The organism is Sphingomonas sp. NBWT7, from assembly GCF_014217605.1.
Taxonomy (GTDB): domain Bacteria; phylum Pseudomonadota; class Alphaproteobacteria; order Sphingomonadales; family Sphingomonadaceae; genus Sphingomonas.
This window is the reverse complement of the sequence record NZ_CP043639.1, coordinates 686201-711758: the sequence shown is the minus strand read 5'-3', so window position 1 is coordinate 711758 and position 25558 is coordinate 686201. Positions and strand designations below refer to the sequence as shown.

Here is a 25558-nt window from a genome sequence, read left to right as displayed (position 1 = left end):
TAGCTACACCCGAAATACCGTTGCATGAGTCGAGGAGCGGTGGTTGCCGACAGCCGCCACACGGTCGACCATCTTATGTCCCCGCGCGCTGCGATATTTAGTCGGCTGCATGTCATTCCACTCATCGCGGACCTGATGAACGTCCTTATGGCAGACACCGCAATACGGCACGTACAGCACGACATCCATCGGAGCAGGCGGGTGGCGCCGGATGGTCACCTCCTTGCGCGGACTGGTCGCGTCGGCGGCGGAATAGGCGCGCACTGTAGTCAGATCTAACGTGGTCGCCGCGCCGGTAGATCCGCGAGCGTTTGCCTGATCAAGAGTATGCATGTGGGTTTATCTAAGTATCGAAGGTGACGCAGAGCTACGCGCGGGCGAGCGGCTCGAGGCGACGATCAGATTCCTGCGGTAAGTTCCCCAAATTCCGCATCGTTGAGTTCGATCGACGCGGCAGCGGCGTTCTCCTCGAGATGAGAGACGCTGCTAGTGCCGGGGATCGGCAGCATGACCGGACTGCGCCGTAGAAGCCAAGCCAGCGCGATCTGCCCGGCGGTTGCCCCTTTCGCTGCCGCGATCCGGCTCACGGCGCCATTCGGCGTGCCCAGGTCGCCCGGGGCGAGTGGACGCCAGGGAATGAAGCCGATGCCGTGCGCGGTACAGTAGTCTAGTACGTCTTCGCTGGAGCGGTCGGCGATGTTGTAGCGGTTCTGCACTGTGGCCACCGGGAAGAAGGTGCGCGCTTCCTCTATCTGCGCGACGGTGACCTGGCTGAGCCCAGCGTGACGGATCAATCCTTCGTCAAGAAACGAGCGAATGACGTCGAACTGTTCCTTCTGCGGCACCTTCGGATCTACGCGGTGCAGCTGCCAGAGATCGAGTCGCTCGACCCGGAGGCGACGCAGGCTCATGTGAACGCATTGACGAAGGTAATGCGGATCACCGATCTGGGGCCAGGGCGATGGATTATTTGGATAGCGGACCAAGCCGCCTTTGGTGGCGACGGTAACGCGATCATAGGGCGCCAGCGCTTCGGCGATCAGGTCCTCGCTGACGAAGGGCCCATAAGCGTCTGCCGTGTCGACGAGGTCGATCCCGATCTCCGGCAGCCGCCGCAGTACGCGCAACACTTCATCGCGATCGTCGGGCGGGCCCCATACGCCGGCGCCAACGATCCGCATCGCGCCGAAGCCTAGGCGGGTGACGGTCAGGTCACCGCCGATGGCAAACTGGCCGGAGGAAGTTGCGTCGACAGTCATGGTGGCTCATCCTGAAAAGTTGCGCCAACCCTGACGCCTGAGGCGGGATGCGCCCATACGTCAGTCGGTATTGGCTGGGGCATACACCCGTCGAGTAAGGGTCAGAATACAGCCTTGTGAGCTCGCCATTGGCGCCCCCCTAGCGCACTCTCCGCCACGCAGGTTGACGCGGAGCACGGCGCCGCAGCCTGGTGCACTGGGCGCCGTTAACCGTCCGTCGAAGACGTCCGCGAAGTTGCGACAGATTACGAGACCCTGCGAGAGTGCCAAGCTCGGTGAATGACATCGGCTTGTACATGCGCTCCTAATTCACCACCGGTAGCATTCGCTCTTCAGCCGTTCGGTCCGACAAGCGACAGCTTAGAAGTCGGAGCCCTCGACTCAGGAGATGGCAGCGTTGTCCACGTCCACGGATCGGCTTACCGGCAACCATTCCTCCGCGGCCTTTCTGCGCGCCGCGTCGCCACGCTCGAAGACCGCCAAGGCGTCGCTGCCGAGGATCAGGTGCTGCGGGAGGTCCTGACGCCTGGACAGGTCGAATATGACGCCAGCGATCTTGGCGGGATCGCCCACCTCCTGTCCGACGAAATCGTCCATTCTCGCTAGGAACGCACCGACCGTCGACTCATAATCCGCAAGGATATCGAAGGTTTTGCCCCGGGCGGTGGCTCCCCAATCCGTCCGCATCCCGCCAGGCTCGATGGAGATCACCTTTACACCGAACGCGCCAGTTTCTTGCGACAGGGACTCGGTGAAACCGCTCACCGCCCACTTCGCCGACTGATAGGCGGTCAGACCGGGAGCACCGATCCGCCCGCCGATCGACGAGATGTTGATTATGTGTCCGGCGCGTCGGGACCGCATGATCGGCAAAACGGCACGCGTAAGATTCACGACGCCGAACAGGTTCGCTTCGATCTGCGCTCTGAAGTCATCCGCCTCAACCTGCTCGAACGGTGCGATGTGCCCGTAGCCGGCATTGTTGACGAGGACGTCCAAGCCGCCGAACGCTTCAACAGCCAACGAGACCGCATCGTCAGCTGCTTGGGCGTCGGTCACGTCAAGCGTGTATCTCTTCAGCGTTTGCGGAAAACGTCGGGCGAGTGGCTCGAGCGTTGAGGTATCACGAGCCGTGGCCAGCAGCAGATCGCCTTCAGCGAGCACCCGCTCCGCCATGGCCATGCCCAGTCCACGAGAACAGCCGGTAATCAGCCACGAGAGCTTCCGACCAAGTTTCCGCATCTCGCCCGTATGCGCATCGCTCATCATTGATCCCTCATCTTCTTCACGTCTGCCGCACCGATTCTCGACGGCCGGCTTCCAAATCTGGCGGTCACGAAATTCGACACCGCAGCGATTTCGGCATCGCTGTACGAGGAGCGGAAGCTCGGCATGTAAGCGCGCGCGTGCTGCGGAGAGCCGCTCCCGTCCAGGATGATCATCGCCACGTTAGCCGCCGTTCGGTCGTTCACCGCGCGGTTGCCGGTAAGCTGCTGGTCTGGCGTTATCGCGCCGCGCCCCGTCCAGGCATGGCAGCTGGCACAGGCGCCTTCGAACAGGCGCCTGCCCGCCGGATCGCCACCTGCCGATCCGGCGCTGGCGATTGTCGGCGCGGGACCAGCCATTGCCGGTGCCTCCTTCGTGCTGACCGGCGGCACGGTTTTGAGATAGGCCACCATCGCTGCGATGTCGGACGGGGTCATTCGGCTGGTGCTCAACTCCACCACCTCTGCCATCGGCCCCGATGCGACACCGTGGCCCGGAGCGTATCCCGTCGTAAGATAGGTGGACAGATCCTGCGCCGCCCAGGCTCCAATGCCACTGAGGCGATCGGCCGTTATATTGTAGGCGTTCCAGCCCTCTGCCTGTCCACCGGCGAACTTGCGTCGCGTGTCCATTGCCTGCGCGACCGTCCTCGGCGTGTGGCATTCACCACAGTGGCCGGCTGCTTCCACCAGGTAGGCGCCGCGGTTCCACTGCGCGTCCCGTTCGGCCACTGGTCGGAAACGCTTGTTCGGGCTGAAGAAGGCGCTCCAGAGACCCATCAGCCAGCGCTGACTGAATGGAAAGGAAAAGGTGTTCGGCAAGTTGGCCTGCCGCACCGCCGGAAGACTCGCCAGATAGCGCCGGATGGCCAGCACGTCCGCGTCGGTGAGCAACGTGTAGGATGCGTAAGGGAGAGCCGGATAGAGCCGCTCTCCTCGTCGGCCAATGCCCTTGTGGACGGCACGCAGGAATTCCGCATTGGTCCAGGCGCCGATGCCGGTCTCACGGTCGGGCGTAATGTTGGGCGTGTAGATGGTGCCAAACGGGAGCTTGAAGGGTCGACCGCCCGCATATGGCTTGCCTTCCTTCGCGGTGTGACAGGCTGCGCAGTCCGACGCCTCCGTCAAATACTTGCCCTTGGTCAGCTCGTCGGCGCCCGCCAGCTCGGCCGGCACGCCGGTCGGGGAAGCGCCGACATAGGCTGACAGATCGACCTCAGTGCCCCCCGCGAAAGACAGCGCGGATGGCAAGACCAGCAGCCGCCACGCGACCACTGCCAGGAAGATCAGGACGGCTGCTGCCAGCAGCAGCAGGGCGGGACGACGGGCGATCATGCGCGCACCTCCTTGCGTAGCAGGCTTCGATCGACCGGCATCCGGCTCAGCTGGACACCAGTTGCCGCGTAGATGGCATTGTTCACCGCGCCTTGAACGGACACGGTGCCCGGTTCGCCAATGCCCCCTGGTTCCTCGGAGCTGCGCACCAAGTGGACGTCGATGAGCGGCACCTCGTCGATGCGGAGCACCCTATAGTCGTGGAAGTTGCTCTGCTGGGTGCGTCCGTTCACCAAGGTGATCTGGCCATGCAGAGCGGCGGACAGCCCGAACACGTGACCACCCTGAATTTGCGAGATGATGCCGTCAGGATTGACAGGCGTGCCGCAATCGACCGCGCTCGTCAGACGTCTGACCGTCACCGCCCCGTCGTCCGCCACCGACACCTCTGCGATCGTGCAAAGATATGTTCCGAACGCCCACTGCAGGCTGATGCCCCGTCCGCTCTCAGCTGGCAGCGGCGTTCCCCAGCCGGCCTTGGTCGCCGCTAAGTCGAGCACTGTGCGGGCACGTGCGTGCTTGCCGATCAGCGCGCGACGGAACTGCAGCGGATCCTGTCCCGCTTCGTGCGCCAGCCGGTCCACAAAGCTCTCTACGGCGAACACGTTCATGTTAGGACCGACCCCACGCCAGAAGCCGGTGTAGATGCCGCGGGGCTCGTGACGAACCCAATCAACGAACATTGCAGGCAGGTCGTACGGCGTTTCCGATGCCGCATCGACCGCGTCGATGTCCACCTTCCCGTCAAAAGCAGGCGGCAGCCAGCGACCGATCACCGCCGGGCCCGCAACGCGGTGAGACCAGGCGACGGGCATGCCGTTCTGAAGACGCGCCTTCAGCCAGCCGCCATAAAGCGAGCGATAAGGTGCCTTCCCAATGTCCTCCTCACGCGACCAGGTCACCTTTACGGGGCCGTCGACGTGCCGGGCGATCCGGACGGCCTTGCGTACGCCGTCCACCTCCAGCCGACGCCCGAAGCCGCCTCCGATCAGGTAATTGTGGACGACCACCTGCTCTGGAGTCAGCCCCGCCTCTTCAGCGGCGGCACGCTGGGCCATGGTCATTACCTGCGTTCCGACCCAAACCTCGCATCTGCCCGGCGTCAGATGCACCGTGCAGTTCATCGGCTCCATCGGAGCATGCGCAAGCAGCGGAAGCTCGTAGTGCGCCTCGATCAGGCCATCGCCAGGCAGCTTCGCACGCGCGCCGGTGTCATGAGCCACATGCCCGTCCTGCCGACCCGCTCTGACGAGATCCTCGCGCAGATCCTCCGTGGAAAGCGATGCGTTGGGCCCGTCGTCCCACGTGACGTCCAACGCGGCCAGACCCCGCATCGCGGCCCAGCTGGTCTCGCCGACCACGGCGACCATATCGTCCATGACGATAATCTGGCGCACGCCTGCAAGACCCTTCGCCTGACTGTCGTCGACATGCGCGACCTTGCCACCGAGCACCGGGGAGCAGGCCAGAGTCGCGAAGCGAACGCCGTCCGGCATCGCATCTATCCCATACTGCACCGAGCCGTCCGTCTTGCCGGGAGTGTCGAGGCGGTGCTGCGATCGCCCGATCAGGCGAAACTCCGATGGCTTCTTCAACGGCGGATCGATCGGAGGGCGCTCCCGCATGGCTGCGACCGCAATGGCGCCATAGGCCACCCGCTTACCACTTGCGTCGTGAATGACCTCTCCCGCCTCAGTGCGGCAGCTTTCCGGATCAACCTTCCAGCGTCGGGCGGCTGCTGAGCGGAGCATCGACCGCGCGCTGGACCCGGCCTTGCGCATCAATGGCCAGTAGGCCCGCATCGACGTAGAACCGCCGGTCGACTGCACCTTCAGTATGGGGTTGCCATAGAGCGCGTCGTTGGCCGGAGCAGCTTCGATGGTTACGCCGGCCAGCGGCAGGTCGAGCTCCTCCGCGATCAGCATGGTGAGCGAGGTGTAGATACCCTGCCCCATCTCGGTCTGCGGGATGATGATCGTAGCACGACTGTCAGAGGCGATGCGTATGAAGGCGTCAGGCGCGAACAAACCGCCTGCCAGAGGCGCAGCCTGCACCTCTGCAGATCTGAGATTCACGCCTAGCAGAAGTCCGCCGATCCCAAGCGCGCCCGTGCCCAGCAGCTGGCGACGAGTGAGCGCAGCTTCAGCCATGACGGGCCGCCTGCTTGATGCCCTCGCGAATGCGAACGTAGGTGCCGCATCGGCAGATGTTGCCCGCCATCGCCGCGTCTATCGCCTCGTCGTCAGGTGAGGGATTGGAGGCCAGAAGGGCAGCGGCCGTCATGATCTGTCCAGACTGGCAGTAGCCACATTGGATCACCTCCAGGTCTAGCCAAGCCTTCTGCACCCGAGCCCCCAACGACGTGGCGCCGATCCCCTCGATGGTCGTGACTGCCCGTGCGCCGACCTGCCCCACCGGCAATCGGCAGGACCGCGTCGGAACACCCTCGACATGGACGGTGCATGCACCGCACTGGGCGATGCCGCAGCCGAACTTGGTGCCCGTCATGCCGAGCTCGTCCCGCAGGACCCACAGCAGCGGCGTGTCCAGGTCGACCGTCACCTCGCGCGCCTGGCCGTTCACCTCAATCGTCGTCATCGCTACCTCCACTCGGGACGACGCTAGCGGCCAAGCGGGAGGGCGGCACAGACGTACCTGCGTATGGGGTCATCGCCGCGCAGCGACCGACCCACGCTAAGGTCGAGGTCACCCCATACGCCATTCCAATGGCCGGGGCGCTTCATGAAGCTCATCCTTTGCACGACCGACGCGCCAAGCGGCGACCAGACGGGGCATCAGATGGCCTACGCGACGACCAACCCGGCTACCGGCAAGGTGGAGAAGACGTTCGAAACGCTTTCGGACGCGGCGCTCGGTGCCATCCTGGACGAAACCGTCTGCTGCTTTCGCGAAGACTGGCCGCACCGCCCGATCGCGGAGCGCGCGGCGATCCTGAAGCGGGCGGCGAAGATCATCCGCGACGAACAGCAGTCGATCGCGGAAATCATGACCCGTGATATGGGCAAGCTGATCGCGCAGGCGATCGGCGAGCTGCAGCTATCGGCCGCCATCCTCGACTACTATGCCGACACAGCCGCCAACTTCCTGGCGCCGAAGGCCCCGCCGGGCGCGCTGGCCGCGACCCTACATGCGCAGCCGCTAGGCGCGTTGCTCGCGGTGGAACCGTGGAACTTCCCATTCTTCCAGCTCGCCCGCGTGGCCGGGCCGCAGCTTATGGTCGGCAACGTCATCGTCGCCAAGCACGCCAGCAACGTGCCTCAGAGCGCGCTGGCATTCGAGGACGTGTTGCGCCGGGCCGGCGTTCCTGCCGGTGCCTACGCCGACATCTTCGCGACCACCGATCAGGTGGGCACCATCATCGACGACCCGCGCATCCGCGGCGTCACTCTGACGGGCAGCGAGAAGGCCGGTGCCACCGTCGCCGAACGCGCTGCGCGCAGTCTCAAGAAGTCCGTGCTGGAGCTCGGTGGCTCAGATCCGATGATCGTGCTGGAGGACGCGCCCTTCGATACCACCGTGCTGAACGCGATGGTCGGCCGCATGAACAACACAGGCCAGAGCTGCGTCGCCACCAAGAGGATGATCGTCGTGGGCGAGGAGCGCGGCCGCCAGTTCCTGGAGGCGATGACCGCGGCCATGGCCTCACTGACTCCGGGCGATCCGTTGGACGCATCCACCACGCTCGGCCCGGTCTCGTCGGAAGGAGCGTTGCAAGGGCTCCTGAAGCAGGTCGAGGCGGCGCACACAGGCGGCGCGACGGTGGCGCTGGGCGGCGAGCGGATCGATCGGCCGGGCAGCTACCTTCAAGCGACCATCCTCACGGACATCACGCCGGACAATCCCGTCTACCGCCAAGAACTGTTCGGCCCGGTCCTGTCCTTTTACGTGGTTCCCGACGAAGCCGCGGCGATCGCGCTGGCCAACGACGTGCCCTTCGGCCTGGGCGGGTCGGTGTTCACCGCCGATCTGGAGCGCGGCAAGCGCGTCGCGCTCGCCATCGAAAGCGGCATGGCGTTCGTCAACAGCCCGACCTGGTCGACGCCGCAGATGCCGTTCGGTGGCGTGAAGAACTCCGGCTACGGGCGCGAGCTGAGTCAGCTCGGCTTTGGCGAGTTCGTTAACTGGAAGCTGCTGGCCGTCTCGCCGGCCGGCTCGCCTCCGCCGGGCGCAGAAACCGCAGGCTGAACCGGCTAGACCGAAGTCGTCTGATGCGGCGCCAATTTCGCCCTGCGCTTGCACAGTTTCTCTGATCCGATTCGCAGCTCAAAGTACAAGGCCAATTCCTACCCTCCCAAGGACTGGCCAACTTCGGGCGCCCTGACATGCGGCTGGACCGCACAGCAAAGGCTTGAACCATGTTAGATCCGGTTGATGACGAAGATGACGACGATGCGGTCCGCCATCGTGAGGACCAGCTCGACGAGGCGCTCGCGGAGTCCTTCCCAGCCAGCGATCCGCTCCCGTTGAGCTTGCCTGCCTGGAATGCCGTGCGACCCAATTCCTAACGTGCATCGTAGGATCGAGCGACTGGTGGCTCTTCGTTTGTCGTAACACCGGATCATGTCACCCGAGCCGAACCGCTCAGGATCCTGTTCACATACCAAGGGTGGTGAGTACCACACCGTTGCACGGCTGTTCGCCATACAACAGTGCTTCCATGCTTGCGTCTGATTGGGGCCACAGCCGACGCAATTCGCCTGGGAAGTTCTGGCGTAAATGAGGAACGGAGACGATCGTTGCGGACGCTGGCCGGCGTGTCTTTAGATGCCAGATTCCGGCTAGTTGCCGGGACATGCGATGCTCAGGTGCCCGCCAGGCTCTGCCCAATCTTTGAGTGAGGCGTGCGGATCTTACTTCGACCGCGGTCGAACTTTGCGACGTACGAGACAGCAGCTTTCAGGCAGCGAGAAAGGCAAATCATGACAGTTAAGGAAGTGGCGCTGGTCACAGGTGCATCGAGCGGTATCGGGGCGATCTACGCCGATAGGCTCGCCCGCCGCGGGCACGATCTGATACTGGTGGCGCGTAATACTGAGAAGCTGAACGAGGTTGCCTTGAGGGTCTCGGAAGAGACCGGCCGCTCGGTCGAGGTCCTCACTGCCGACCTTTCCGATCACGACGACCTGTTCACCGTCGAGCGGGTGCTGCGGGAAAACGCGGCGATCACGATGCTTGTTAACAATGCGGGATTTGGAGGAGTCACCCCGCTGCTCGGCAGCGATGTCGATCGAATGGAGCTCATGATCGACCTAAACGTAACGGCGCTCATGCGCCTGTCCTACGCCGTCGCGCCTGGCTTCGTTGCACGCGGCGAAGGAACGATCATCAACATCTCCTCCATCGCGGCGATCGGGCCCGAGATCCTCAACGGCGTCTACGGAGGCACGAAGGCATTCGTGCTCGCGTTCACCCAGTCGCTCCATCATGAGCTCGCTCCCAAGGGTCTGCGGGTCCAGGCAGTTCTTCCTGGCGGGACTGCGACCGACTTCTGGGAGATCGCGGGCTTCGGCGCCTATGCCGACAGCCCGAAAGTCATGCGGGGCGGGGCGATGGTAGACGCCGCCCTCACCGGTCTCGACCAAGGTGAGATCGTCACTATCCCACCGCTTCAGAACGGTGACCTCTGGACCGCGTTCGAGGACATGCGGCTGCGTATCTCCGGCGAGCTCGCTCATGCCGAGCCTGCACCCCGCTACCTCGCAGTGGCGAACTGACCATCGCTGCGGGAGACGACACGTCATCAGCGGCGCACCATCGTCTCCCGTCTCGATCATATAACGGCGGCATGATCGCTACGCACCAGTCATCCCACCCGACCAATGGCCCGGTTGCGAGATCTGCGTCGCTTTCGTCTGTCTAGCAGACGTCACCCTCGACGCGCTCCGTGCCGGCTTCGCTCGGGATCGGTTACCTGATCCTTGAAAACACGCCGCAAGCGTACCGCCCCGATAGGATGGGCTCTACCTACCATCGTAGTCGTTCCCCCCGGATTGGCCAGCCGGCAAGTTGCGACATGCACCTTGCTGGAGACATTCTGTGAACGACCTCGCGAAAGAAATCATCGACGCCCATGGCGGACTCGACCGCTGGCGCGGCTTCGAAACTCTTACGGCCCACCTGCTCCAAGGCGGGGCTCTGTGGGCGATGAAAGGACAGGCAGGCGTCCTGGACGACACGAACGTGACGGTCGACCTCAGGCGCGAGCATGCGTCGCACGCGCCTTTTGACGATGCGGACAGGAAATCCTCGTTCAGCCCCGATCGGGTCGAACTGCAGAGCCGTGAAGGAGAGTTGCTCGACGCCCTGCCATCGCCCCGGGCCTCCTTCCACGGCCATACGCTAGAGACCCCGTGGAACGAGCTCCAGCTTGCGTATTTCGCAGGGTGCGCGATGTGGACCTATCTCAATATGCCCTTTCTCCTGGCCAACCCGGGCGTCGAAAGCTCGGAGGTGGCTCCTTGGGACGAGCAGGGCGAGACCTGGCGTCGACTTCGTATCCGCTTCCCCGCTGAGATCGCGACGCACAGCGCAGAGCAGACGCTCTACGTCGACGCACAGGGTCTGCTGAAGCGTCACGACTACGATGTCGAGATCGCAGGCAACACGCCGGGCGCCCACTATGTCTCCGACTACGTCGAGGTGCAGGGGATCAAAGTTCCTACCAGGCGGCGCATCTATCCTCGGCAGCCCGACGGTCAGCCGGTCACAGATCTGCTCGTCGTCTCGATCGATCTCGATAACATTGTTCTCAAGTAACGCGACGAGGAACCGTCCCGTGGCAGCATCTTCCCGTACGCCCGCCCCGCATGCCCGAGAGGCGCAGATTTTTCCGCGTCTGGACTGGGAGACGATCGGCAGACTGCTGCCCTATGGCGATGTCGAGACCCCAGCCGCCGGAACGATCCTGTTCCGGCGGGGGGAGCGCGAAGTCGACTTCTTCGTCGTCATGGAGGGTGCCGTCGAGCTCCTTGAGCAGGAGGAGACCGATCGGACGACCGTGTTCCGCGCCTATGACGCCGGACAGTTCACCGGCGAACTCCACCTCTTCAATGACCGCAACCTCCTGGTTACCGGACGTACAGCAGCAGGAACGCGAGTGCTCCGCATTCGGAGACCGGAATTTCGCCGCATGATCTCGACCGAGGCCGACATTGGCGAGATGGTGATGCGAGCCTTCATCCTGCGCCGCGTGGAACTGATCGCGCAGGGTCAGGGCGGTGTGACGCTCGTCGGCTCCGCCCGGTCGGCCGATGTCCACCGCTTCCGGGCCTTCCTCACCCGCAACGCGCACCCGCATCGCATGCTCGATCTCGACACGGATGCGACCGCGCTGGAAGCGCTCGCGGGCTTCTCCCTGGCGGATACCGAGCTTCCCGTGGTCCTGCTGCCTGGAGGCGCCACGCTCAGGAACCCTAGCACGCAGTCGCTCGCCGCTGCGTTGGGCGTGGATGGGACTGGAGGTCCTGACCGCCTCCATGACGTCGCCGTGGTGGGCGCCGGGCCGGCCGGGCTGGCCGCTGCCGTCTATGCGGCGTCCGAGGGGTTAGATACGATCGTGATCGAGAGCGAGGCGCCTGGTGGGCAGGCCGGGACGAGCAGCCGCATCGAAAACTACCTTGGCTTTCCAACCGGCATATCCGGTCAGGCGCTGGCTGGCCGCGCTCAGGTGCAGGCTCAGAAGTTCGGCGCACAGCTGGCGGTCTCGCGCGGGGTCGCAAAACTTGACTGCTCCGAACGGCCGTTCGTCCTGACGCTCGACGGTGGTGAGACGGTCAGAGCAAGATCGGTCGTGATCGCCACCGGCGCGCGCTATCGGCGGCTGTCGCTGCCCGACTACGAACGGCTCGAGGGGCGAGGCGTCTACTATGCGGCCACGCCGATGGAGGCCCAGCTCTGCCGCGACCAGGAGGTCGTCGTCGTCGGCGGCGGCAACTCGGCGGGTCAGGCCGCCGTGTTCCTCTCGCGGACCTGCAGTCACGTCCACGTTCTGGTCCGCTCCGAGGGACTCGCCTCCACGATGTCCGACTACCTCGTGCAGCGCATCGACGACTCCCGTAACATTTCGCTGCATCCCTTTACCGAGGTGACAGCGGTCAAGGGAGAACCCTTTCTCAAGGAGGTAACCTGGACCAATCGGCTGACAGCAGTCAGCGAACTCTGTCCGGCGGCCGGTCTCTTCGTGATGATTGGCGCCGATCCGAATACGGCCTGGCTCGACGGCTGTGTGCCGCTCGACGTCAAAGGCTTCGTGAGGACGGGTCACGCGGCGGACGGGTCTCCGCTCACGTCTCCTTTCTCCACGATGCTACCCGGCGTCTTTGCCGTTGGCGACGTGCGTTCCGAGTCCGTGAAGCGCGTCGCCTCCGGTGTAGGCGAGGGATCGGTCGTGATCTCGGCAGTTCACCAGCATCTCGCGGACCTCGAACCGGTCTGAGTTCGGCGACCCATACCATGGCATCGGCCCTCGATCCCTTCGTCCAATTTCACCGTTACGCGGATTCGACGAAAACCCCCGGACGGCGTCGGTTCGCTTGGCTGCAAGGGGCCGACGCAGGGATCAACCTCTAGTCGCAAGGAATCGTGCGATGACCCAGCATGCGAGACTCGATGCCTCGAACTCGAGCCTGACTGCTCCGACGAGATACGTCGAAGCGGCGAACGGCGTCCGCTACGCATATCGCCGGTTCGGAAACCCGACGGGCGTGCCACTTGTGCTTCTTCCCCGCTTCCGCGGCGACCTCGATACCTGGGATCCCGAACTTCTGGATGCTCTGGCCGCGGAACGCGAACTGGTGCTTGTCAATAACCGTGGCGTAAGTTCGACGGCCGGAACCACGCCTAGCACCATCGCGGAAATGGCTCGCGACATCATCTCGTTCTTCGAGGCGCTGGACCTGCGCTCGATCGACCTCCTCGGCTTTTCCCTTGGCGGCTTCGTCGCTCAGGATGTGGCGCTGATTAGGCCGGATCTGGTCCACCGCCTAGTGCTGGCCGCGACCGCACCACGCGGCGGTCCCGGCATGCACGGCTGGCGCAAAGACATTGCCGATGCGGTGCGCCAGGACGAACCGGGAGCGGCGGAGCTGCTCTACAGCTTCTTCAAGGCGACCGAGACCAGCCAGGCCGCGGGTCAGGCGTATCTCGGGCGCTTCCTCGCCAGGGCCGATGATCGGGACGTGGTGAGCACGCTCCAGACGCGCGACGCTCACTACGACGCAGTATGTGAGTGGGGCATCCCTGATCACGGTGCGCTTCAGCGACTGCGCGGCATCGTCCAGCCCACCTTCGTCGCGAACGGTGACGCCGACGCCATGATCCCGCCGAGCCTGTCGCATTTGCTAGGCGGTCTGATCCCGAACGCACTCGTCAAGATCTACCCCGACGCCGGCCACGGATTCCTCTTCCAGCACAATCTTGAGTTCGGCCGGGACGTGAACGCATTTCTGAGCGTGTGAACGGGCCGAAGCGGGCGCGGTGGGTAGGAGCGCGGACTGCAACGACGGCCACGTCACGCATCACCGACCCGCACGCACCACGAGGTCCGCCCGCCACTGACTGCCGCCAAGCACATACGTGATCGGACGCTGCCGGAGCGGCGCCGGCATCGCCGCCCGATTTAGAACTGGAGAACTGTGATGACCGACCTTCTCGATTTCGCGATCAGGGCGCACGGCGGCCTCGAACGCTTCGAACGCTTCCAACATCTGCGGGCGGATCTCGTCCAAGGAGGCGTTCTCTGGGCATTGAAAGGCCAACCTACCGTGCTGGAGCACGCCCACGTCAGCATTGATCTCAGAAAGGAGCATGTCTCCCACTGGCCGTTCGCCCCGACGCAGAACCGTTCCAATTTCACGCCTGGCCGTGTGGCCATCGAGACGCCGGGGGGTGAAGTCGTGGAGGAGCTCCTCGATCCTCGCGCTTCGTTCCATGGTTACGAGATGGAAACGCCGTGGAGCGCTCCGCAGGTCGGCTACTTCGCCGGCTATACGATGTGGACCTATCTTACCTCCCCTTTTCTCCTGGCCCGGCCCGGCATAACGACAAGAGAGATTGAGCCTTGGACCGAGGATGGAGAGACCTGGCGCCGGCTAGTCGCGGAGTTCCCCGAGGAGATTGCAACTCACAGCAAGATCCAGACCTACTACTTCGACGGGAAAGGGCATCTGCGTCGACACGACTACGAGGTGGACATTCAGGGCAGCAATCCGGCGGCGCGCTATCTGTCGCGACCCGTCGATGTGCAGGGACTGACACTATATGGCAGAATGAGGATCTACCCTCGTCAGCCCAACAACCTCCCTGCGAGCGAGCCGCTCATCGTTTCCATCGACCTTACGAACTACGCCTTCTCCTGAGCGGCGGGCACGGGAGCCGACGGGGTTCCCGTGGCCTGTTCAGCGATCTCGCGCCAGCGGATCGGTCCGGCTGCGGTGTACCGACTAATGCAACGCTCCTACGCTCTACGGCTGCACCGAAGCTGTCGCCACCATGTGCTAGAGCCGGCCCGACCGATCGCCAGGTTCCACTAGCCGAGTGCCTGACGAGGAGCCCTCGCCTACCTTCAGCTCACGATCGGCGACGTCACGCCTGTCATCGCCTCTTTGATCGTCGGCGTACTTGGAACTCCGGCTGAGATCGGTTCGTCTTCGGCCGCTGCGAGATGCGGCAGTGAGAGCACGAACCGTGCTCCGCATCGGCGGGTAATCGCCGCGATCGTCCCGCCGTGAGACTCGGCGATCGAGCGACAGACCGCCAGACCGATTCCCATCCCAAGCGGCTTGGTCGTGTAGAAGGAGTCGAAGAGTCTTTCTTCCGTCCCCCGGACAAAGCCTGGACCGCTATCATCGACCGTGAGCGTCACCATGTCGTCGACGCATCCTGTGAAAATCTCCAGCCGCCTCTTGTCCTCCGGAACTTCGTGCATGGCCTGGACGGCATTGAGCACGAGATTAACCACGATCTGCTGAAGCTGCACACGATCGCCGGACACAAGCGGCAACCCCGGTTCGAAGCGAAGGGTCAGTTCGACCAGTCCGTGCTTCAGTTCGTGCCGTACGAACGGCAGCGCCTCAGAGACCATCGTCTCGAGAGAAAGCGGCTGCCGCTCCTGCGTTGCCGGTGCGACGACGGAGCGTATGCGAGCCACGATCTCGGCGGCCCGTTTCGCAGCGCCGAGCGTGTGTTCGGCCAGTGACCGCAGCAGGGGCAGTCTTGGAGCATCCCGGTGGAGCGTGCGGATCGCCGTTCCCGAGTTAGCGATAATCGCAGAGAGCGGCTGGCTGATTTCATGCGCGACCGAAGCGGCTAGCTCACCGAGTGTGGCAATCCGCGATGCGTGGGCAAATTCGGTCCGGATCAGCTCCAGCCGCTGCTGTGCAGCGATCCGCGCGCTGATGTCGATGACACCGCACAGCACCGGCTGGCTGGGGCGACGCTCAGGTGCCGCCCAAAGGGTGATGTTGATGTCGACTTCGCTACCATCAGGCCGGCGGATGCGGTTGTCCTCCGGGGGAATGGTCCGCTTGTGGAAGCGCCCGTTCACCGCGCGGGCGACTATCTCCCATGTCTCAGGCGGCCACAGCCAGCCAACTCCCGTCGGCCTCACCGTCTCCCTGGCAAGACCGAAGATCTCCAGGGCCCTGTCGTTTATGGCTCCGACCCGCATCGCATCGATCATCTCCTGCATCCGCGCGCGGTTGGCAAGAAGATGGGCGGCAAGATCCGACACGCCGGCATCGCGATAGCAGGCGAGTAGCCTGTCGGCTTCGGAGAAGTCGTATTCGAGGAGGCCGATCGACATCGCGTCGAACAGCCGCCTGAACTTCTCCTCGCTGCGCTGCAGTTCCGCGAAAGCCTGCTTCTGCGCTCGAAGGTCGACCACGCCGACTACCATGATCCCACGTTTCGCGCTCTCGGGCGACCAGGCGACGGTGAAGAGCGCGTCGATGAGCGAGCCATCGAGCGCACGCAGCCGGGTCTCGCATACGAAGTGGGGCTGCTTGTCCATGACCGCGACCAGCGCGCCGACATAGTCCGGGATGCTCTCGTCGGGCCAGAGGCGGCTGCTGCGACGACCCATCAGCTCGGATCGCTCATTCGCGCCGAAGAGCCTGAGACTGGCCACATTGACGTCGACGACGTTCTCCAGCTCCATGAGAGCACGCACCCTGCCGTAGTCGGCGAGAAGGTATTCCCGGAGGTCGGTGACGCCTAGATCACGCATCCTCATCAGCTCGCTACCGACCATCCGGAAGTCGGTCTCGAAGAAGCTGACTGCGAGAGCCTGAAAGAGGTTGTCGAAACGGTGAGTGGCGGATCGCAGCTGCCCCCGCAGCCGACCGAGTTCCGGCGCGCTGCGCCCAGTCTCGATAATCTCGGAGATGGCCCCGCACGGATCGCGACGCGCTCTCCAGCGCAGCTGCATCAGCATTGGGCCCATCGCCGTGGAGCGGATCACTTCCCCTTCCCAGCTGTCGACACCTTGTAGTCGATCTCGCCAGTCGTTCTCCGCCTCATCGAGAAGATTTGCCAGGCCCTGGCCGATAGCCGAGCTGCGAACGAGGCCATACAGCTCCTCGGAAGCTCGGTTCCAACCGACAATCACGCCCCGAGCGTCGATCCGCACGACGCTCTCGTTTAGCATATCGTACGGATCGGACTGAGACCCTGGCACCTCGAGCGACCTCATGTCCGGACCGGCTCCCTCGAGGCTGTCACTCTTTGGCAAGCTGTCGACTTCTTCCCCAAGCGCACGTCAAGGCGCCTCGACCTTCCCGTACCGCCGATTGCCACGATAGCACACCGCTACTTCGGCTTTCGACCACGTACCTCGGTATGCTTGTAGAGGCCGAGCCCCGGGTCTAGCGTCTGGTCGGAATAGTTGCGGTGGAAGGATTGCCGACTTGAGCGCCCCATCGCTTGTGGCCGTGGTTGACGACGACGAGGACGTGAGGATCTCGCTCGAGATGCTTATCGGCAGCCTCGGGCATGATGCCATGCTGTTCACATCCGCTGATGCGCTGCTTGCCGCCGGCGGCCTAAACGCTTTCTCCTGCTTCATCAGCGACGTTCAGATGCCGGGGACCGACGGCGTCCAGCTGGCCCGGAAGCTCCGCCTAGCGACGTCGGCTCCGGTGATCCTGATTACTGCCTTTGCGAGTGAGGACGTGGAACGTCGAGCGCATGATGCCGGGGTACACCGCTTCCTGACCAAACCCTTCGATCCAAATGTGCTCATCGACGAGCTGGAGAAGATTCTCGGCTGACGACCAGCTCGTCAGGCATCTGGACAGCCCAATACCCAGGTAGGATCGGGCGCTTCCTCCGTAGGATTTCGTGAGAGCTGCCCAGGGGGCAGGATCACCGCACCGCCAATATCGGTGCGTATCAAGGAGCAGGCCGATGAACGCCTTCACCCCGATCCTGGCCCTCGATCGATCGGGCGAGGGACCGCTCGAAGTGGCCGAAGGTGGCAGCGTTGCCGTGGATGACGATGACACTCCCTCGGGTCGGACGTTCGGCCCGCTCGAATGGTTGGTCATCGCCATCGGGCAACGCGACGGGCTCTCGGTCGCGCCATCCCGCCCCCTTCTGGAGGCGGTCGGCAGGCTGTTCGGCTGGCATCAGCCCAATCAGCTCGCCAACGCCAGACTCGAGGAGCTGCGCCGGATGGCCGCGGCTGCGAGCGAGTGGGGCTGGCACGTTCCGCCCGTCGAGATGGCTGCCTTCCTTCGCGCAGGCTGGTCCGAGGATCAGCTGGAAGCGCTGATCGACAGGGTGGCGCCCGTCGAGGGCATTGGCAGATGTCGGCTCGTTGATCGCATCCGACCATGATCGCGGACCGACATCGCCTGGCCCCTACCAAGGTATTGTTTTGTCCTGCCGAAGACGGCCTCTACAGCGGGCGTCCCGGACGGCGGAGTTGAAGCAGTGAAGCATGTTGCAGGCCTGAGTTTCGTGCGCCCCTCAGGGCCGGTGTGACTGCCCCGGCCGACGGGCGCGACGGGCGAGGCAGCGACTTGCGGCAGATCTCCGCAGAGATGCTTGACCTGTCGAGCGAGAGCATGGTCTCGAGCCGGGCGGATGGCATGATCACGAGTTGGAACCTCGCTTCGACATCGCTCTACGGCTGGCAGCCCCGGGAAGTCGTCGGTCGGAAGCTCGCGGATGTTCTCGGGACCTATTCCGAAGCCGCGACTCAAGAGGCGGGCGCTACAGGTCTCTGGGAGGGAAAGGTCGAGCGCCGCCGCCGCGACGGCTCCGTCTGCACTGTACGGCTCCGGCTGGCGCGCTGCTCGCAACCGGAAGAGCCGGAATGGCTTGAGGTATCGTCCCTTCTGGAGGCGGAACATCCCGCCGAGCGCGCCCTGGCGGCAAGTCAGTACCGGTATCGCAATCTGTTCGGTGCTGTAGCGGCTTCCTTCTGGGAACTGGACTTCTCCGAAGTCGGCCGGATCATACAGGGGCTTGCGAGGAGCGGGATCAGCGACCTTCCTGCCTATTTGCGGATGAACCCCGGCATGTCGCGCGAGCTGATGCGTGTCACCCGCATCATCGACACCAACGACCGCTCGCTGGAGATGTTCGGCCCGGGTACCAAGCGAGAGCTGCTGGCCACGCCGCTCGACTTTTACTGGCCCCAGGAAAGCACGGCCGACTTCACCGACAGCGTGATCTCAGCCATCACGAACAGGCCCCGTCACGTCGCGGAGACGAAGATGCGGGCGCTCGATGGGCGGCTTTTCGACGTACTCTTCACGGTATCGTTCCTGCCCGGAACAGTGGGCGGCGGTACGCTCCTCGTCGGCTTCACGGACATTTCGGATCGCGTCCAGGCCGCACGTCAGCTCGGGGACGTCAGTGCGCGAAGGCAGATGCTCCTGGACGTGCCCACGATCGCGCTGTCGGAGCTGGCTGCACCGGAGATTGCGGTGACCTTTCGTCGGCTGCGATCGGAAGGCGTGACCGACCTGCACCCGTACATCGACCGCCATCCCGAATTCATCGACTACGTCATCGGGCACCTTCGCCTCACTTCGGTGAACGAGGCGGCCGTGCGCCTGTTCGGCGCCTCCTCGGCGAAGGAGCTCATCGATCGCAGCATGACCGGGATCATAGCGCCCGGATGCGAGGTCATGCGGCGGTCGATCGAGGGCTCCTTCGTGCGCGAGCCAGTATTCCAGTCCGAGATGCGCATGTTTCGTCTAGACGGCAGTCCGGTCGACACTCTCTTCTGCCGGGTGTCCAACCCGGATCCCGACCGCAGCGACGTCTTGGTCGCGCAGATCGACATCTCGGAGCAGATCCGCGGCCGCGACGAAGTGGAGCGCATGCGTCAGCAGATCGCGCACGCGTCCCGTATCTCCCTGCTCGGCCAGCTGACGGCCTCCATCGTTCACGAGGTGAGCCAGCCGGTCACCGCCATCGCGAACCACGCCGCAGCCGCCGAGCGGCTGGCCCGCCTGCCCGAGCCGCCTAAGCACAAGCTCGCAGACATCCTGTCCATGATCGGTCAGCATGCGGTTCGGGTCGGCGACATCATCCAGCGCCTACGCGCGGTGGCGGCGAACCGCGAGGTTCCGATGGTACGTCTCTCCCTTGAGGATATCCTGTCGGAGACGCGGGTGCTTCTTCGTCAGGAGCTCAACGAAAAAGGCGTGCGGGTCGTCCTCGATTGTGGGCCGGGAAACCTGGCCGTCCTTGGAGATCGCGTTCAGCTCCAGCAGGTGCTCGCGAACCTGATGATGAACGCCATCCAGGCGCTTGACGACGTTGCTCGACCGACCCGCAGGATAGATCTCGGCCTCCGTTCTGACGAACGCGAGGTCCATGTGTCCGTTTCTGACAACGGACCGGGACTATCGAGCGAATTCTTGTCAGCTCCATATCAGTCTTTCCGGACGAGCAAGCCGGACGGTCTGGGGATGGGGCTTACGATCTGCCGTTCCATCGCCGAGGCGCACGGCGGAAGCATCAAGGTGCAGGACCGATCGGATGGGCGAGGAGTCACGTCGACGCTTTCGCTACCCCTCGTCGAAGCGGCGGATGCGGCCGGCGACTAGGTGAGCTGACGAAGGCAGTTGCGAGCCGACCGTCGACGCCGTGTCGGCAGCGACTACAGGCCGAGCCGCTCGATCTTGCGGATCATGTCCGCAACGGAGACTGACTTGAGCTTCCTGCCGGCGCTCGACCGGTGCATCTTCACGGTGATCTCGGTGATGCCGAGCTCGAAGGCGATCTGCTTGTTCAGCAGCCCCTTGCCGACACCCCGAAGAACCTCGCGCTCGCGTGGCGTGAGATGGCTTGCCAGAGCGCGAACTCCATTGACCTCCTCGTCGTCTCGCCGGCGCTCCCCGTCGAACCGAAGCGCCTCTGCCACCGCATCCAAAAGTTCCTGCTCCCGAAACGGCTTGGGCAAAAAGTCCAGGGCTCCCGCCTTCATTGCACGCACCGACGTGGGAACGTCGGCATAGCCGGTCAGGAATATGATTGGCACGCGGATGCCCAGCTCGGACAGCTGTGCCTGGAGCTCCAGACCGCTGGCACCGGGAAGGCGGAGATCGAGAATGAGGCAGCTCGGCCGATCCGGTAGTCCCGCCGTCATCAGCTCCGCGGTGGATCCGTAAGTCAGGGTCGCCATACCTACCGACAGGAACATGTCCGTCAGGCTCGCACGCACGTCCGGATCGTCGTCTACGACGATCACGAGCGGCAGGGGAGAACCATCGTCGGGGACGACCACTCTCGCGTTCAGGTTGCTTGTGGCGATCATTTCTTCCAGCCTCCGCTTGATGCCGGATCCACCCTCTGCTTAGCGCTCCGGACAGCTTCGTTCCACCTCGGATCGTCAAACAACGTACATACATGGGTATGGGGTGTGGCCCCATCGGCATCGCATGCGGCCGCGACTAACGTTGGCAGGAACCAGGATCTCGTCCCGGGAGTAATCAGGCCTCCGAGGTTCCGGTTCACCGCCGCCGAGCGTAGCGGCGGCAACGAAGGCGAATTTATGTCTGGATCACCCGCTCTGATCGCTGTCGTCGACGACGACGAGGACGTGCGGGTCTCGCTGGAGGCGCTGATCAGCAGCATCGGCCATGACGTGGTCTTGTTCGAGTCCGCGGACGATCTGCTCGGCTCGCCAGTGCTTTCCCATGCCGCCTGCATCGTTAGCGACGTGCAGATGCCTGGCACCGACGGTATCCAGCTCGCCATGAGGCTGAGCTCGCGGGCCGGCCCGCCCGTGATCCTCATGACCGCCTATCCGACGCCGGCGCTGGAGCGATCTGCCTACGGCGCAGGGGTCCGCAGATTTCTTCTTAAGCCATTCGCGCCCGACAACCTCATCGACGAGATCGAGGAACTGCTGGACTAGCGTCAGTCCGGAATACGGGTGCTAGGCTGAACTCAGCAAGCGTCTAGGGGATCGCTGGGTGGGGCTTCGCTGTCAGATGAGAACATACGGCTGTCGACCCGACTACGTACGCTCCTGGTAGCCAGGAGCATTTCGATCACGAAGCCGTTTATAGCAAGCATGGTCAGAAGGACCGCGCCGCCAAACAGACCGAAGAGCAGTGCGGCGGCGGGTCGCTCCAGAAGCGTGCCCACAAACAGAACGAAGACCGAGGTGCAGGTCAGTGCGGCCGCAAGCGCTGCTGCAAGCACGGAGAAGTCGAGCACCCGAGACCTCAACCGCAGATTGCGAAGCCGCTCCGCAACGTCGCCAATGCACGGCTCTTTTGAGAGGTCGTCGGCCTGGTCGGACACCCGGGCCAGGCGCGTCGCGAAGACGTTGAGGATCACGCCGACCCCCAAGAGCATGAATACGGGCGCGAGCGCCGTCTGCACCACATGCGCCACGGCAGCTGCAGTCAGCGCACCGTCTCCCATTGCCGCTACCGGCTTGCTGGAACCGTCGCGAACAGCATTCCAAGACCCTCGGCGAGCGTAGGATGGGCTATGATCGCATCTCGGACTGCTGTGTAAGGAAGGGATCCGAGCATCGCCAGGTGAACGGCGGTCATGACCTCCCCCGCCTGCGCTCCCAGCATCGTGAAGCCAAGTATCCGGTCGTCGGTTCCGACCAGCGCCTTCATCAAACCCTTGCGCTCCCCCAGGGTGCGCGCCCGAGGCACCACGTCCATGGACAGGGAGAAGAGGCGATAGTCTACGCCAAGCGCAGTGGCCTCCCGTTCGTTCAATCCAACCCTCGCCAGTTCCGGATCGATGAAGACGCAATATGGAATGAGCCGTCCTGTCGTCAGGTAGCCACCCCCCGACATGGCGCTCTTGATCACGCGATAGTCGTCTAGCGATGCATGGGTGAACATCGGCGTGCCGGCGATCTCGCCGAGCGCCCAGATGCCGTCGGCGGTGGTGCGCAGCTGCGCGTCGGTCTTTACGAAGCCCCGGTCGTCGATCTCGACGCCGGCGAGCTCGAGTCCGATGCCTGACGTCATCGGCCGGCGCCCCGCTGCCACGAGAAGATGAGAGCCTGAAATTACGGTGCCGTCGCTGAGTACCATGGACACCGAATCTCCTGAGCGACCGGTAATCTCGGCCACTTCGAAGCCGGTCAGAACGACGACTCCGTCCTCCTCAAGGGCCGCGCGCATCGCCGATGCGATGTCCGCGTCCTCGCGAGCGGCGATCTGCGGTCCCTGCTCGACGATGGTGACCGCAGCCCCAAGGCGACGGTACGCCTGCCCGAGTTCCAGGCCGATGTAGCCGGCGCCAAGAACGAGAAGGTGCTCGGGGAGATCGCCCAGGGTAAGCGCCTCGACGTGCGTGATCGGGTGCGCTTCGGCCATGCCCTTGACCGAGGGCACGTCCGCAGTCGTTCCTGTGTTGAGGTAGATGGCCGGAGCCGTCAGGAGGCGCGGCCCGTCCGCCGTACCGACCTCGATGATCCGCTGCCCCACGAAGCGACCCCAGCCCTGGACGAGTTCGAGCCCGGAGCTCTCGAAGGCCCGCTGGTTCATCGAAACCATCTCGCCGACCACGTCAGCCGTTCGGCGGGCGACTGCCGCCATGTCCAACGGGGGCGCCGCGTGCGCACCGAAATCGCTCGCCTTTCCGATCAGAGCGCGAACCTGCGCGCTGCGGATAAGCGTCTTGCTCGGGATGCACGCGACGTTGATGCAAGAGCCGCCGATGAGGCCACGCTCGATCATCGCTACGCGGCGGCCGGCCTTTGCCTGATCCATCGCAAGGGTCTTCCCGGCCTTGCCGCCGCCGAAGACGATGATGTCGAACCTTTCGACTGTCATCCTCCCGCTCCTCAGCTCTTGATGAAGGCGAGTAGGTCAGGATTCAGCACGTCCGCGTGGGTTGTCAGCATCCCGTGCGGGTAGCCCTTGTAGACCTTGAGCTGACCATGCCGGAGGAGCTTTACCGCCAGGGGCGCCGCGTCGGCGATGGGCACGACCTGGTCGTCGTCGCCGTGCATCACGAGCGTGGGCACCGCGATCTGCTTCAGGTCCTCGGTGAAATCGGTTTCCGAAAAGACCGCGACGCAGTCGTAATGTGCCTTGGCACTACCAATCATGCCCTGCCGCCACCAATTCTGGATCGTGCCGGGATAGATCTTCGCGCCCTCGCGATTGAAGCCGTAGAACGGTCCGCTGGCGATATCCATATAGAGCTGCGCACGATTGGCGGCCAGCGCCTCGCGGTAGCCGTCGAAGACCGAAATTGGCAGTCCGCCCGGGTTCTTCTCGGACTTGAGCATGACCGGCGGAATGGCAGAGACCAGCACCACCTTGGCGACCCGGCCCGGCTTGGCCTTGGCAGCGTACCGCGCCGCCTCGCCGCCGCCGGTGGAGTGGCCGATATGGACCGCGTTCCTGAGGTTCAGGTGATCGGTTAGTTCGATCACGTCCGCGACATACGTGTCCATGTCGTTGCCGATGTCGGTCTGGGTCGAGCGTCCGTGTCCGCGACGGTCATGGGCGATGACGCGATATCCCTTCGACAGGAAGAACAGCATCTGGTTGTCCCAGTCGTCGGATGAGAGCGGCCAGCCGTGATGGAACAAGATCGGCTGCGCATCCTTGGATCCCCAGTCCTTGTAGAAGATCTGCGTTCCGTCCTTGGTCGTGATGGTAGCCATGTTATTGTCTCCGTGCATCGAGGGTTGGTGGGCAAAGAGGGGGCTTGGGGACGCGCCCGAGAGGATGCCGGCGGCAAGCATCCCTGCCAGCGTCTCGCGCCGGGAGAGATCGATCGACCAACCGCCAACTGCGCCGGTCATCGTCCCAGCTCCTGTCGCGCGCCGTTCAGTCGGACCGATTCCTCCGTCCGGGAAACATCCGATGTAGACCGCGGCGCTGCGGACGTGCCGCCGAAGGGGCGCGCCTCCGGTTCCGTCTGCGCCGAGCTGCACGAACTAAGGACCATTTGAACACCTTTCGGGAGCTTACGGCATCTGCCGGACTTCCCGATTGATGACGGTCGACGCGTCTTCCTCCAATTCTACAATGGCACGCCCTGCCCCATACCATCGTGCAGTGAGTAACGGGCGCGACGACCGGCTAACTTGCATCGACTTCCAAGGATGCAAGGGGGCAGATCATGTCCAGTCACGGCCCAATCACGGCTCGACCTCGGATCGCGGTGGCCGGCGCTACGGGCCGAGTGGGAGCGGCACTCGTCGGTGGCCTGGCCTATGACGCGGTCGACATCGTGGCGCTTTCGCGCCGCGGCTCCTCCAGCCGGCTGCCGGTCGGCACGAATATCGTCGAGATCGACTTCGACCGGCCCGCCTCCCTTCTGGATGCACTGACGGGGACCGAGCGCCTGTTTCTCGCGCACGGAACGTCCGACCAGCAGGTCGGAAACGAGATTGCGATGATCGACGCGGCGGTCGCTGCCGGCGTCTCGCATATCGTGAAGCTCTCTGCGATGGGTCCGCCGACCAGGCTGCATCCGTTCGACTGGCACATGCGGGTCGAGGCGCATCTGGCGGAGCAGGCCATCGGCTACACGGTCCTGCGGCCAAGCTGCTTCGTGGACGTCCTCGCCCGCGCCAAGGAGCCGGTCTCGAAGGGCACTTGGGGCGGCACGGCCGGCGCTGGTCGAGTCAACCTGATCGACACCCGGGACGTGGCCGATGTCGCACGCATCGCCCTTCTCGACGGGCAGTTCCTCACCTCACAGCGAGCCTATCATCTTACCGGACCAAAAGCGGTGAGCATGCCCGATATAGCCGACGAACTGTCCAGTCTAGTTCATCGCCCCGTCCCCTACGCGCATCGAACGCCCGAAGAGCACCGTGATGTGCTCATCGCCTCCGGCACGGGCGAGATGGTCGCCGACCTACTTCTCGGGCTCGATCGCATCTTTCTGGAAGGCGTCCTTGCGGAGACGACGACCACGGTCGCCGAGCTCACCGGCAGGGAAGCCCGTTCCACAAGCCGATGGCTCCACGACAACATATCCGGCTTCGTATCATCGTCTGGGTCGCTGGCGGTATGACCCTCATAGTGGCGGTGAGGCCCGGGCTGCTTCCAACAGACCGCTGGGAGGTTCGGGATCCTTCGCGGCGGGATCGACTTCCTGAGATCAGCCGCAGCTGCTTTCCACCGGCACGGCCCGCAAGATCACATGGCGACGCAGGTAGGCTGACGCGGTATGATCCTTCAAGCGGCGCGCGATTAGCGGCGCCGTAACGGGGCGGCG

23 protein-coding genes are annotated in these 25558 nt (G+C 64.0%); 12 read left to right on the top strand and 11 right to left on the bottom strand.

Features of this window, described 5'->3' with window-relative positions; genetic code table 11:
- Positions 1–3 precede the first annotated feature (3 nt).
- From F1C10_RS03545 to F1C10_RS03520, 6 genes are all read right to left on the bottom strand, one after another.
- On the bottom strand, positions 4–264 hold the full coding sequence (locus F1C10_RS03545; protein ID WP_219729786.1) for an alcohol dehydrogenase catalytic domain-containing protein: 261 nt from the start codon (positions 262–264) through the stop codon (positions 4–6).
- 134 nt (positions 265–398) lie between these two features.
- Positions 399–1259 (bottom strand): aldo/keto reductase, encoded by an 861-nt coding sequence (locus F1C10_RS03540; RefSeq protein ID WP_185208863.1) that lies wholly within the window; start codon positions 1257–1259, stop codon positions 399–401.
- 381 nt (positions 1260–1640) lie between these two features.
- Positions 1641–2525, bottom strand: a complete 885-nt coding sequence (locus F1C10_RS03535) for an SDR family NAD(P)-dependent oxidoreductase (RefSeq protein ID WP_258043040.1) — start codon at positions 2523–2525, stop codon at positions 1641–1643.
- Positions 2525–3859, bottom strand: a complete 1335-nt coding sequence (locus F1C10_RS03530; RefSeq protein ID WP_185208861.1) for a cytochrome c — start codon at positions 3857–3859, stop codon at positions 2525–2527. The genes F1C10_RS03535 and F1C10_RS03530 overlap by 1 nt, the downstream gene beginning before the upstream one ends.
- Complete coding sequence (locus F1C10_RS03525) at positions 3856–6009, bottom strand: molybdopterin cofactor-binding domain-containing protein (RefSeq protein WP_185208859.1); 2154 nt, start codon at positions 6007–6009, stop codon at positions 3856–3858. The genes F1C10_RS03530 and F1C10_RS03525 overlap by 4 nt, the downstream gene beginning before the upstream one ends.
- The gene (locus tag F1C10_RS03520) at positions 6002–6457 is read right to left on the bottom strand and encodes a (2Fe-2S)-binding protein (RefSeq protein WP_185208857.1); all 456 of its coding nucleotides are present in this window, start codon (positions 6455–6457) and stop codon (positions 6002–6004) included. Before F1C10_RS03520 ends, F1C10_RS03525 begins: the two co-directional genes overlap by 8 nt.
- 144 nt (positions 6458–6601) lie before the next feature.
- Between F1C10_RS03520 and F1C10_RS03515 the strand changes: the two genes are divergently transcribed.
- From F1C10_RS03515 to F1C10_RS03485, 7 genes are all read left to right on the top strand, one after another.
- The gene (locus tag F1C10_RS03515) at positions 6602–8065 is read left to right on the top strand and encodes an NAD-dependent succinate-semialdehyde dehydrogenase (RefSeq protein WP_258043039.1); all 1464 of its coding nucleotides are present in this window, start codon (positions 6602–6604) and stop codon (positions 8063–8065) included.
- 170 nt (positions 8066–8235) lie between these two features.
- A complete protein-coding gene (locus F1C10_RS03510; RefSeq protein ID WP_185208838.1) occupies positions 8236–8385 on the top strand; it encodes a hypothetical protein in 150 nt (49 codons plus the stop codon).
- Positions 8386–8799: 414 nt separating this feature from the next.
- Positions 8800–9594 carry an SDR family oxidoreductase gene (locus F1C10_RS03505; protein ID WP_185208836.1) on the top strand — a complete coding sequence of 265 codons (795 nt, stop codon included), beginning with the start codon at positions 8800–8802 and terminating at the stop codon, positions 9592–9594.
- 322 nt (positions 9595–9916) lie between these two features.
- A complete protein-coding gene (locus F1C10_RS16640) occupies positions 9917–10636 on the top strand; it encodes a hypothetical protein (RefSeq protein ID WP_185208834.1) in 720 nt (239 codons plus the stop codon).
- A 19-nt stretch (positions 10637–10655) separates the two neighbouring features.
- Complete coding sequence (locus F1C10_RS03495) at positions 10656–12314, top strand: cyclic nucleotide-binding domain-containing thioredoxin-disulfide reductase (RefSeq protein ID WP_185208833.1); 1659 nt, start codon at positions 10656–10658, stop codon at positions 12312–12314.
- 151 nt (positions 12315–12465) lie between these two features.
- A complete protein-coding gene (locus F1C10_RS03490) occupies positions 12466–13335 on the top strand; it encodes an alpha/beta fold hydrolase (protein ID WP_185208831.1) in 870 nt (289 codons plus the stop codon).
- 180 nt (positions 13336–13515) lie between these two features.
- Positions 13516–14235: a hypothetical protein gene (locus tag F1C10_RS03485; protein WP_185208830.1), complete on the top strand. Its 720-nt coding sequence runs from the start codon at positions 13516–13518 to the stop codon at positions 14233–14235.
- A 206-nt stretch (positions 14236–14441) separates the two neighbouring features.
- Here the strand turns inward: F1C10_RS03485 and F1C10_RS03480 are convergent, their stop codons facing one another.
- Positions 14442–16505, bottom strand: coding sequence for an ATP-binding protein (locus tag F1C10_RS03480; protein ID WP_185208828.1), 2064 nt, complete (start codon positions 16503–16505; stop codon positions 14442–14444).
- A 277-nt stretch (positions 16506–16782) separates the two neighbouring features.
- Here F1C10_RS03480 and F1C10_RS03475 point away from each other — a divergent pair, with 277 nt between their 5' ends.
- The 3 genes from F1C10_RS03475 (at position 16783) to F1C10_RS03465 (ending at position 19941) form a co-directional block, all read left to right on the top strand.
- Positions 16783–17145, top strand: a complete 363-nt coding sequence (locus F1C10_RS03475) for a response regulator (protein WP_185208826.1) — start codon at positions 16783–16785, stop codon at positions 17143–17145.
- Between the two features lie 136 nt (positions 17146–17281).
- Complete coding sequence (locus tag F1C10_RS03470; protein WP_185208824.1) at positions 17282–17713, top strand: hypothetical protein; 432 nt, start codon at positions 17282–17284, stop codon at positions 17711–17713.
- A 185-nt stretch (positions 17714–17898) separates the two neighbouring features.
- Positions 17899–19941, top strand: coding sequence for an ATP-binding protein (locus F1C10_RS03465; RefSeq protein WP_185208823.1), 2043 nt, complete (start codon positions 17899–17901; stop codon positions 19939–19941).
- Positions 19942–19994: 53 nt separating this feature from the next.
- On the opposite strand, the gene F1C10_RS03460 is transcribed toward F1C10_RS03465, so the two are convergent.
- On the bottom strand, positions 19995–20651 hold the full coding sequence (locus F1C10_RS03460) for a response regulator transcription factor (protein ID WP_185208821.1): 657 nt from the start codon (positions 20649–20651) through the stop codon (positions 19995–19997).
- Between the two features lie 237 nt (positions 20652–20888).
- On the opposite strand from F1C10_RS03460, the gene F1C10_RS03455 reads away from it, so the two are divergent.
- The gene (locus F1C10_RS03455; protein WP_185208819.1) at positions 20889–21254 is read left to right on the top strand and encodes a response regulator; all 366 of its coding nucleotides are present in this window, start codon (positions 20889–20891) and stop codon (positions 21252–21254) included.
- A 32-nt stretch (positions 21255–21286) separates the two neighbouring features.
- Here the strand turns inward: F1C10_RS03455 and F1C10_RS03450 are convergent, their stop codons facing one another.
- The 3 genes from F1C10_RS03450 to F1C10_RS03440 are packed head-to-tail and all read right to left on the bottom strand — an operon-like array spanning position 21287 to position 23990.
- Positions 21287–21727 carry a DUF2721 domain-containing protein gene (locus tag F1C10_RS03450; protein ID WP_219729784.1) on the bottom strand — a complete coding sequence of 147 codons (441 nt, stop codon included), beginning with the start codon at positions 21725–21727 and terminating at the stop codon, positions 21287–21289.
- A 47-nt stretch (positions 21728–21774) separates the two neighbouring features.
- On the bottom strand, positions 21775–23148 hold the full coding sequence (locus F1C10_RS03445; RefSeq protein WP_185208815.1) for an NAD(P)/FAD-dependent oxidoreductase: 1374 nt from the start codon (positions 23146–23148) through the stop codon (positions 21775–21777).
- 11 nt (positions 23149–23159) lie between these two features.
- Positions 23160–23990: an alpha/beta fold hydrolase gene (locus F1C10_RS03440; RefSeq protein ID WP_185210049.1), complete on the bottom strand. Its 831-nt coding sequence runs from the start codon at positions 23988–23990 to the stop codon at positions 23160–23162.
- A gap of 461 nt (positions 23991–24451) precedes the next feature.
- On the opposite strand from F1C10_RS03440, the gene F1C10_RS03435 reads away from it, so the two are divergent.
- Positions 24452–25354 (top strand): NAD(P)H-binding protein, encoded by a 903-nt coding sequence (locus F1C10_RS03435; protein WP_185208813.1) that lies wholly within the window; start codon positions 24452–24454, stop codon positions 25352–25354.
- The last annotated feature ends 204 nt before the right edge of the window (positions 25355–25558 follow it).

What these genes read in the sequence shown, in the direction of transcription:
- F1C10_RS03535 (WP_258043040.1), bottom strand. Translation starts at nt 2,525, where the DNA reads ATGAGCGATGCGCATACGGGCGAGATGCGGAAACTTGGTCGGAAGCTC.
- F1C10_RS03515 (WP_258043039.1), top strand. Translation starts at nt 6,602, where the DNA reads ATGAAGCTCATCCTTTGCACGACCGACGCGCCAAGCGGCGACCAGACG.
- F1C10_RS03540 (WP_185208863.1), bottom strand. Translation starts at nt 1,259, where the DNA reads ATGACTGTCGACGCAACTTCCTCCGGCCAGTTTGCCATCGGCGGTGAC.
- F1C10_RS03490 (WP_185208831.1), top strand. Translation starts at nt 12,466, where the DNA reads ATGACCCAGCATGCGAGACTCGATGCCTCGAACTCGAGCCTGACTGCT.
- F1C10_RS03435 (WP_185208813.1), top strand. Translation starts at nt 24,452, where the DNA reads ATGTCCAGTCACGGCCCAATCACGGCTCGACCTCGGATCGCGGTGGCC.
- F1C10_RS03445 (WP_185208815.1), bottom strand. Translation starts at nt 23,148, where the DNA reads ATGACAGTCGAAAGGTTCGACATCATCGTCTTCGGCGGCGGCAAGGCC.
- F1C10_RS03460 (WP_185208821.1), bottom strand. Translation starts at nt 20,651, where the DNA reads ATGATCGCCACAAGCAACCTGAACGCGAGAGTGGTCGTCCCCGACGAT.
- F1C10_RS03520 (WP_185208857.1), bottom strand. Translation starts at nt 6,457, where the DNA reads ATGACGACGATTGAGGTGAACGGCCAGGCGCGCGAGGTGACGGTCGAC.
- F1C10_RS03455 (WP_185208819.1), top strand. Translation starts at nt 20,889, where the DNA reads ATGTCTGGATCACCCGCTCTGATCGCTGTCGTCGACGACGACGAGGAC.
- F1C10_RS03530 (WP_185208861.1), bottom strand. Translation starts at nt 3,859, where the DNA reads ATGATCGCCCGTCGTCCCGCCCTGCTGCTGCTGGCAGCAGCCGTCCTG.
- F1C10_RS03485 (WP_185208830.1), top strand. Translation starts at nt 13,516, where the DNA reads ATGACCGACCTTCTCGATTTCGCGATCAGGGCGCACGGCGGCCTCGAA.
- F1C10_RS03525 (WP_185208859.1), bottom strand. Translation starts at nt 6,009, where the DNA reads ATGGCTGAAGCTGCGCTCACTCGTCGCCAGCTGCTGGGCACGGGCGCG.
- F1C10_RS03510 (WP_185208838.1), top strand. Translation starts at nt 8,236, where the DNA reads ATGTTAGATCCGGTTGATGACGAAGATGACGACGATGCGGTCCGCCAT.
- F1C10_RS03470 (WP_185208824.1), top strand. Translation starts at nt 17,282, where the DNA reads ATGAACGCCTTCACCCCGATCCTGGCCCTCGATCGATCGGGCGAGGGA.
- F1C10_RS03505 (WP_185208836.1), top strand. Translation starts at nt 8,800, where the DNA reads ATGACAGTTAAGGAAGTGGCGCTGGTCACAGGTGCATCGAGCGGTATC.
- F1C10_RS03440 (WP_185210049.1), bottom strand. Translation starts at nt 23,990, where the DNA reads ATGGCTACCATCACGACCAAGGACGGAACGCAGATCTTCTACAAGGAC.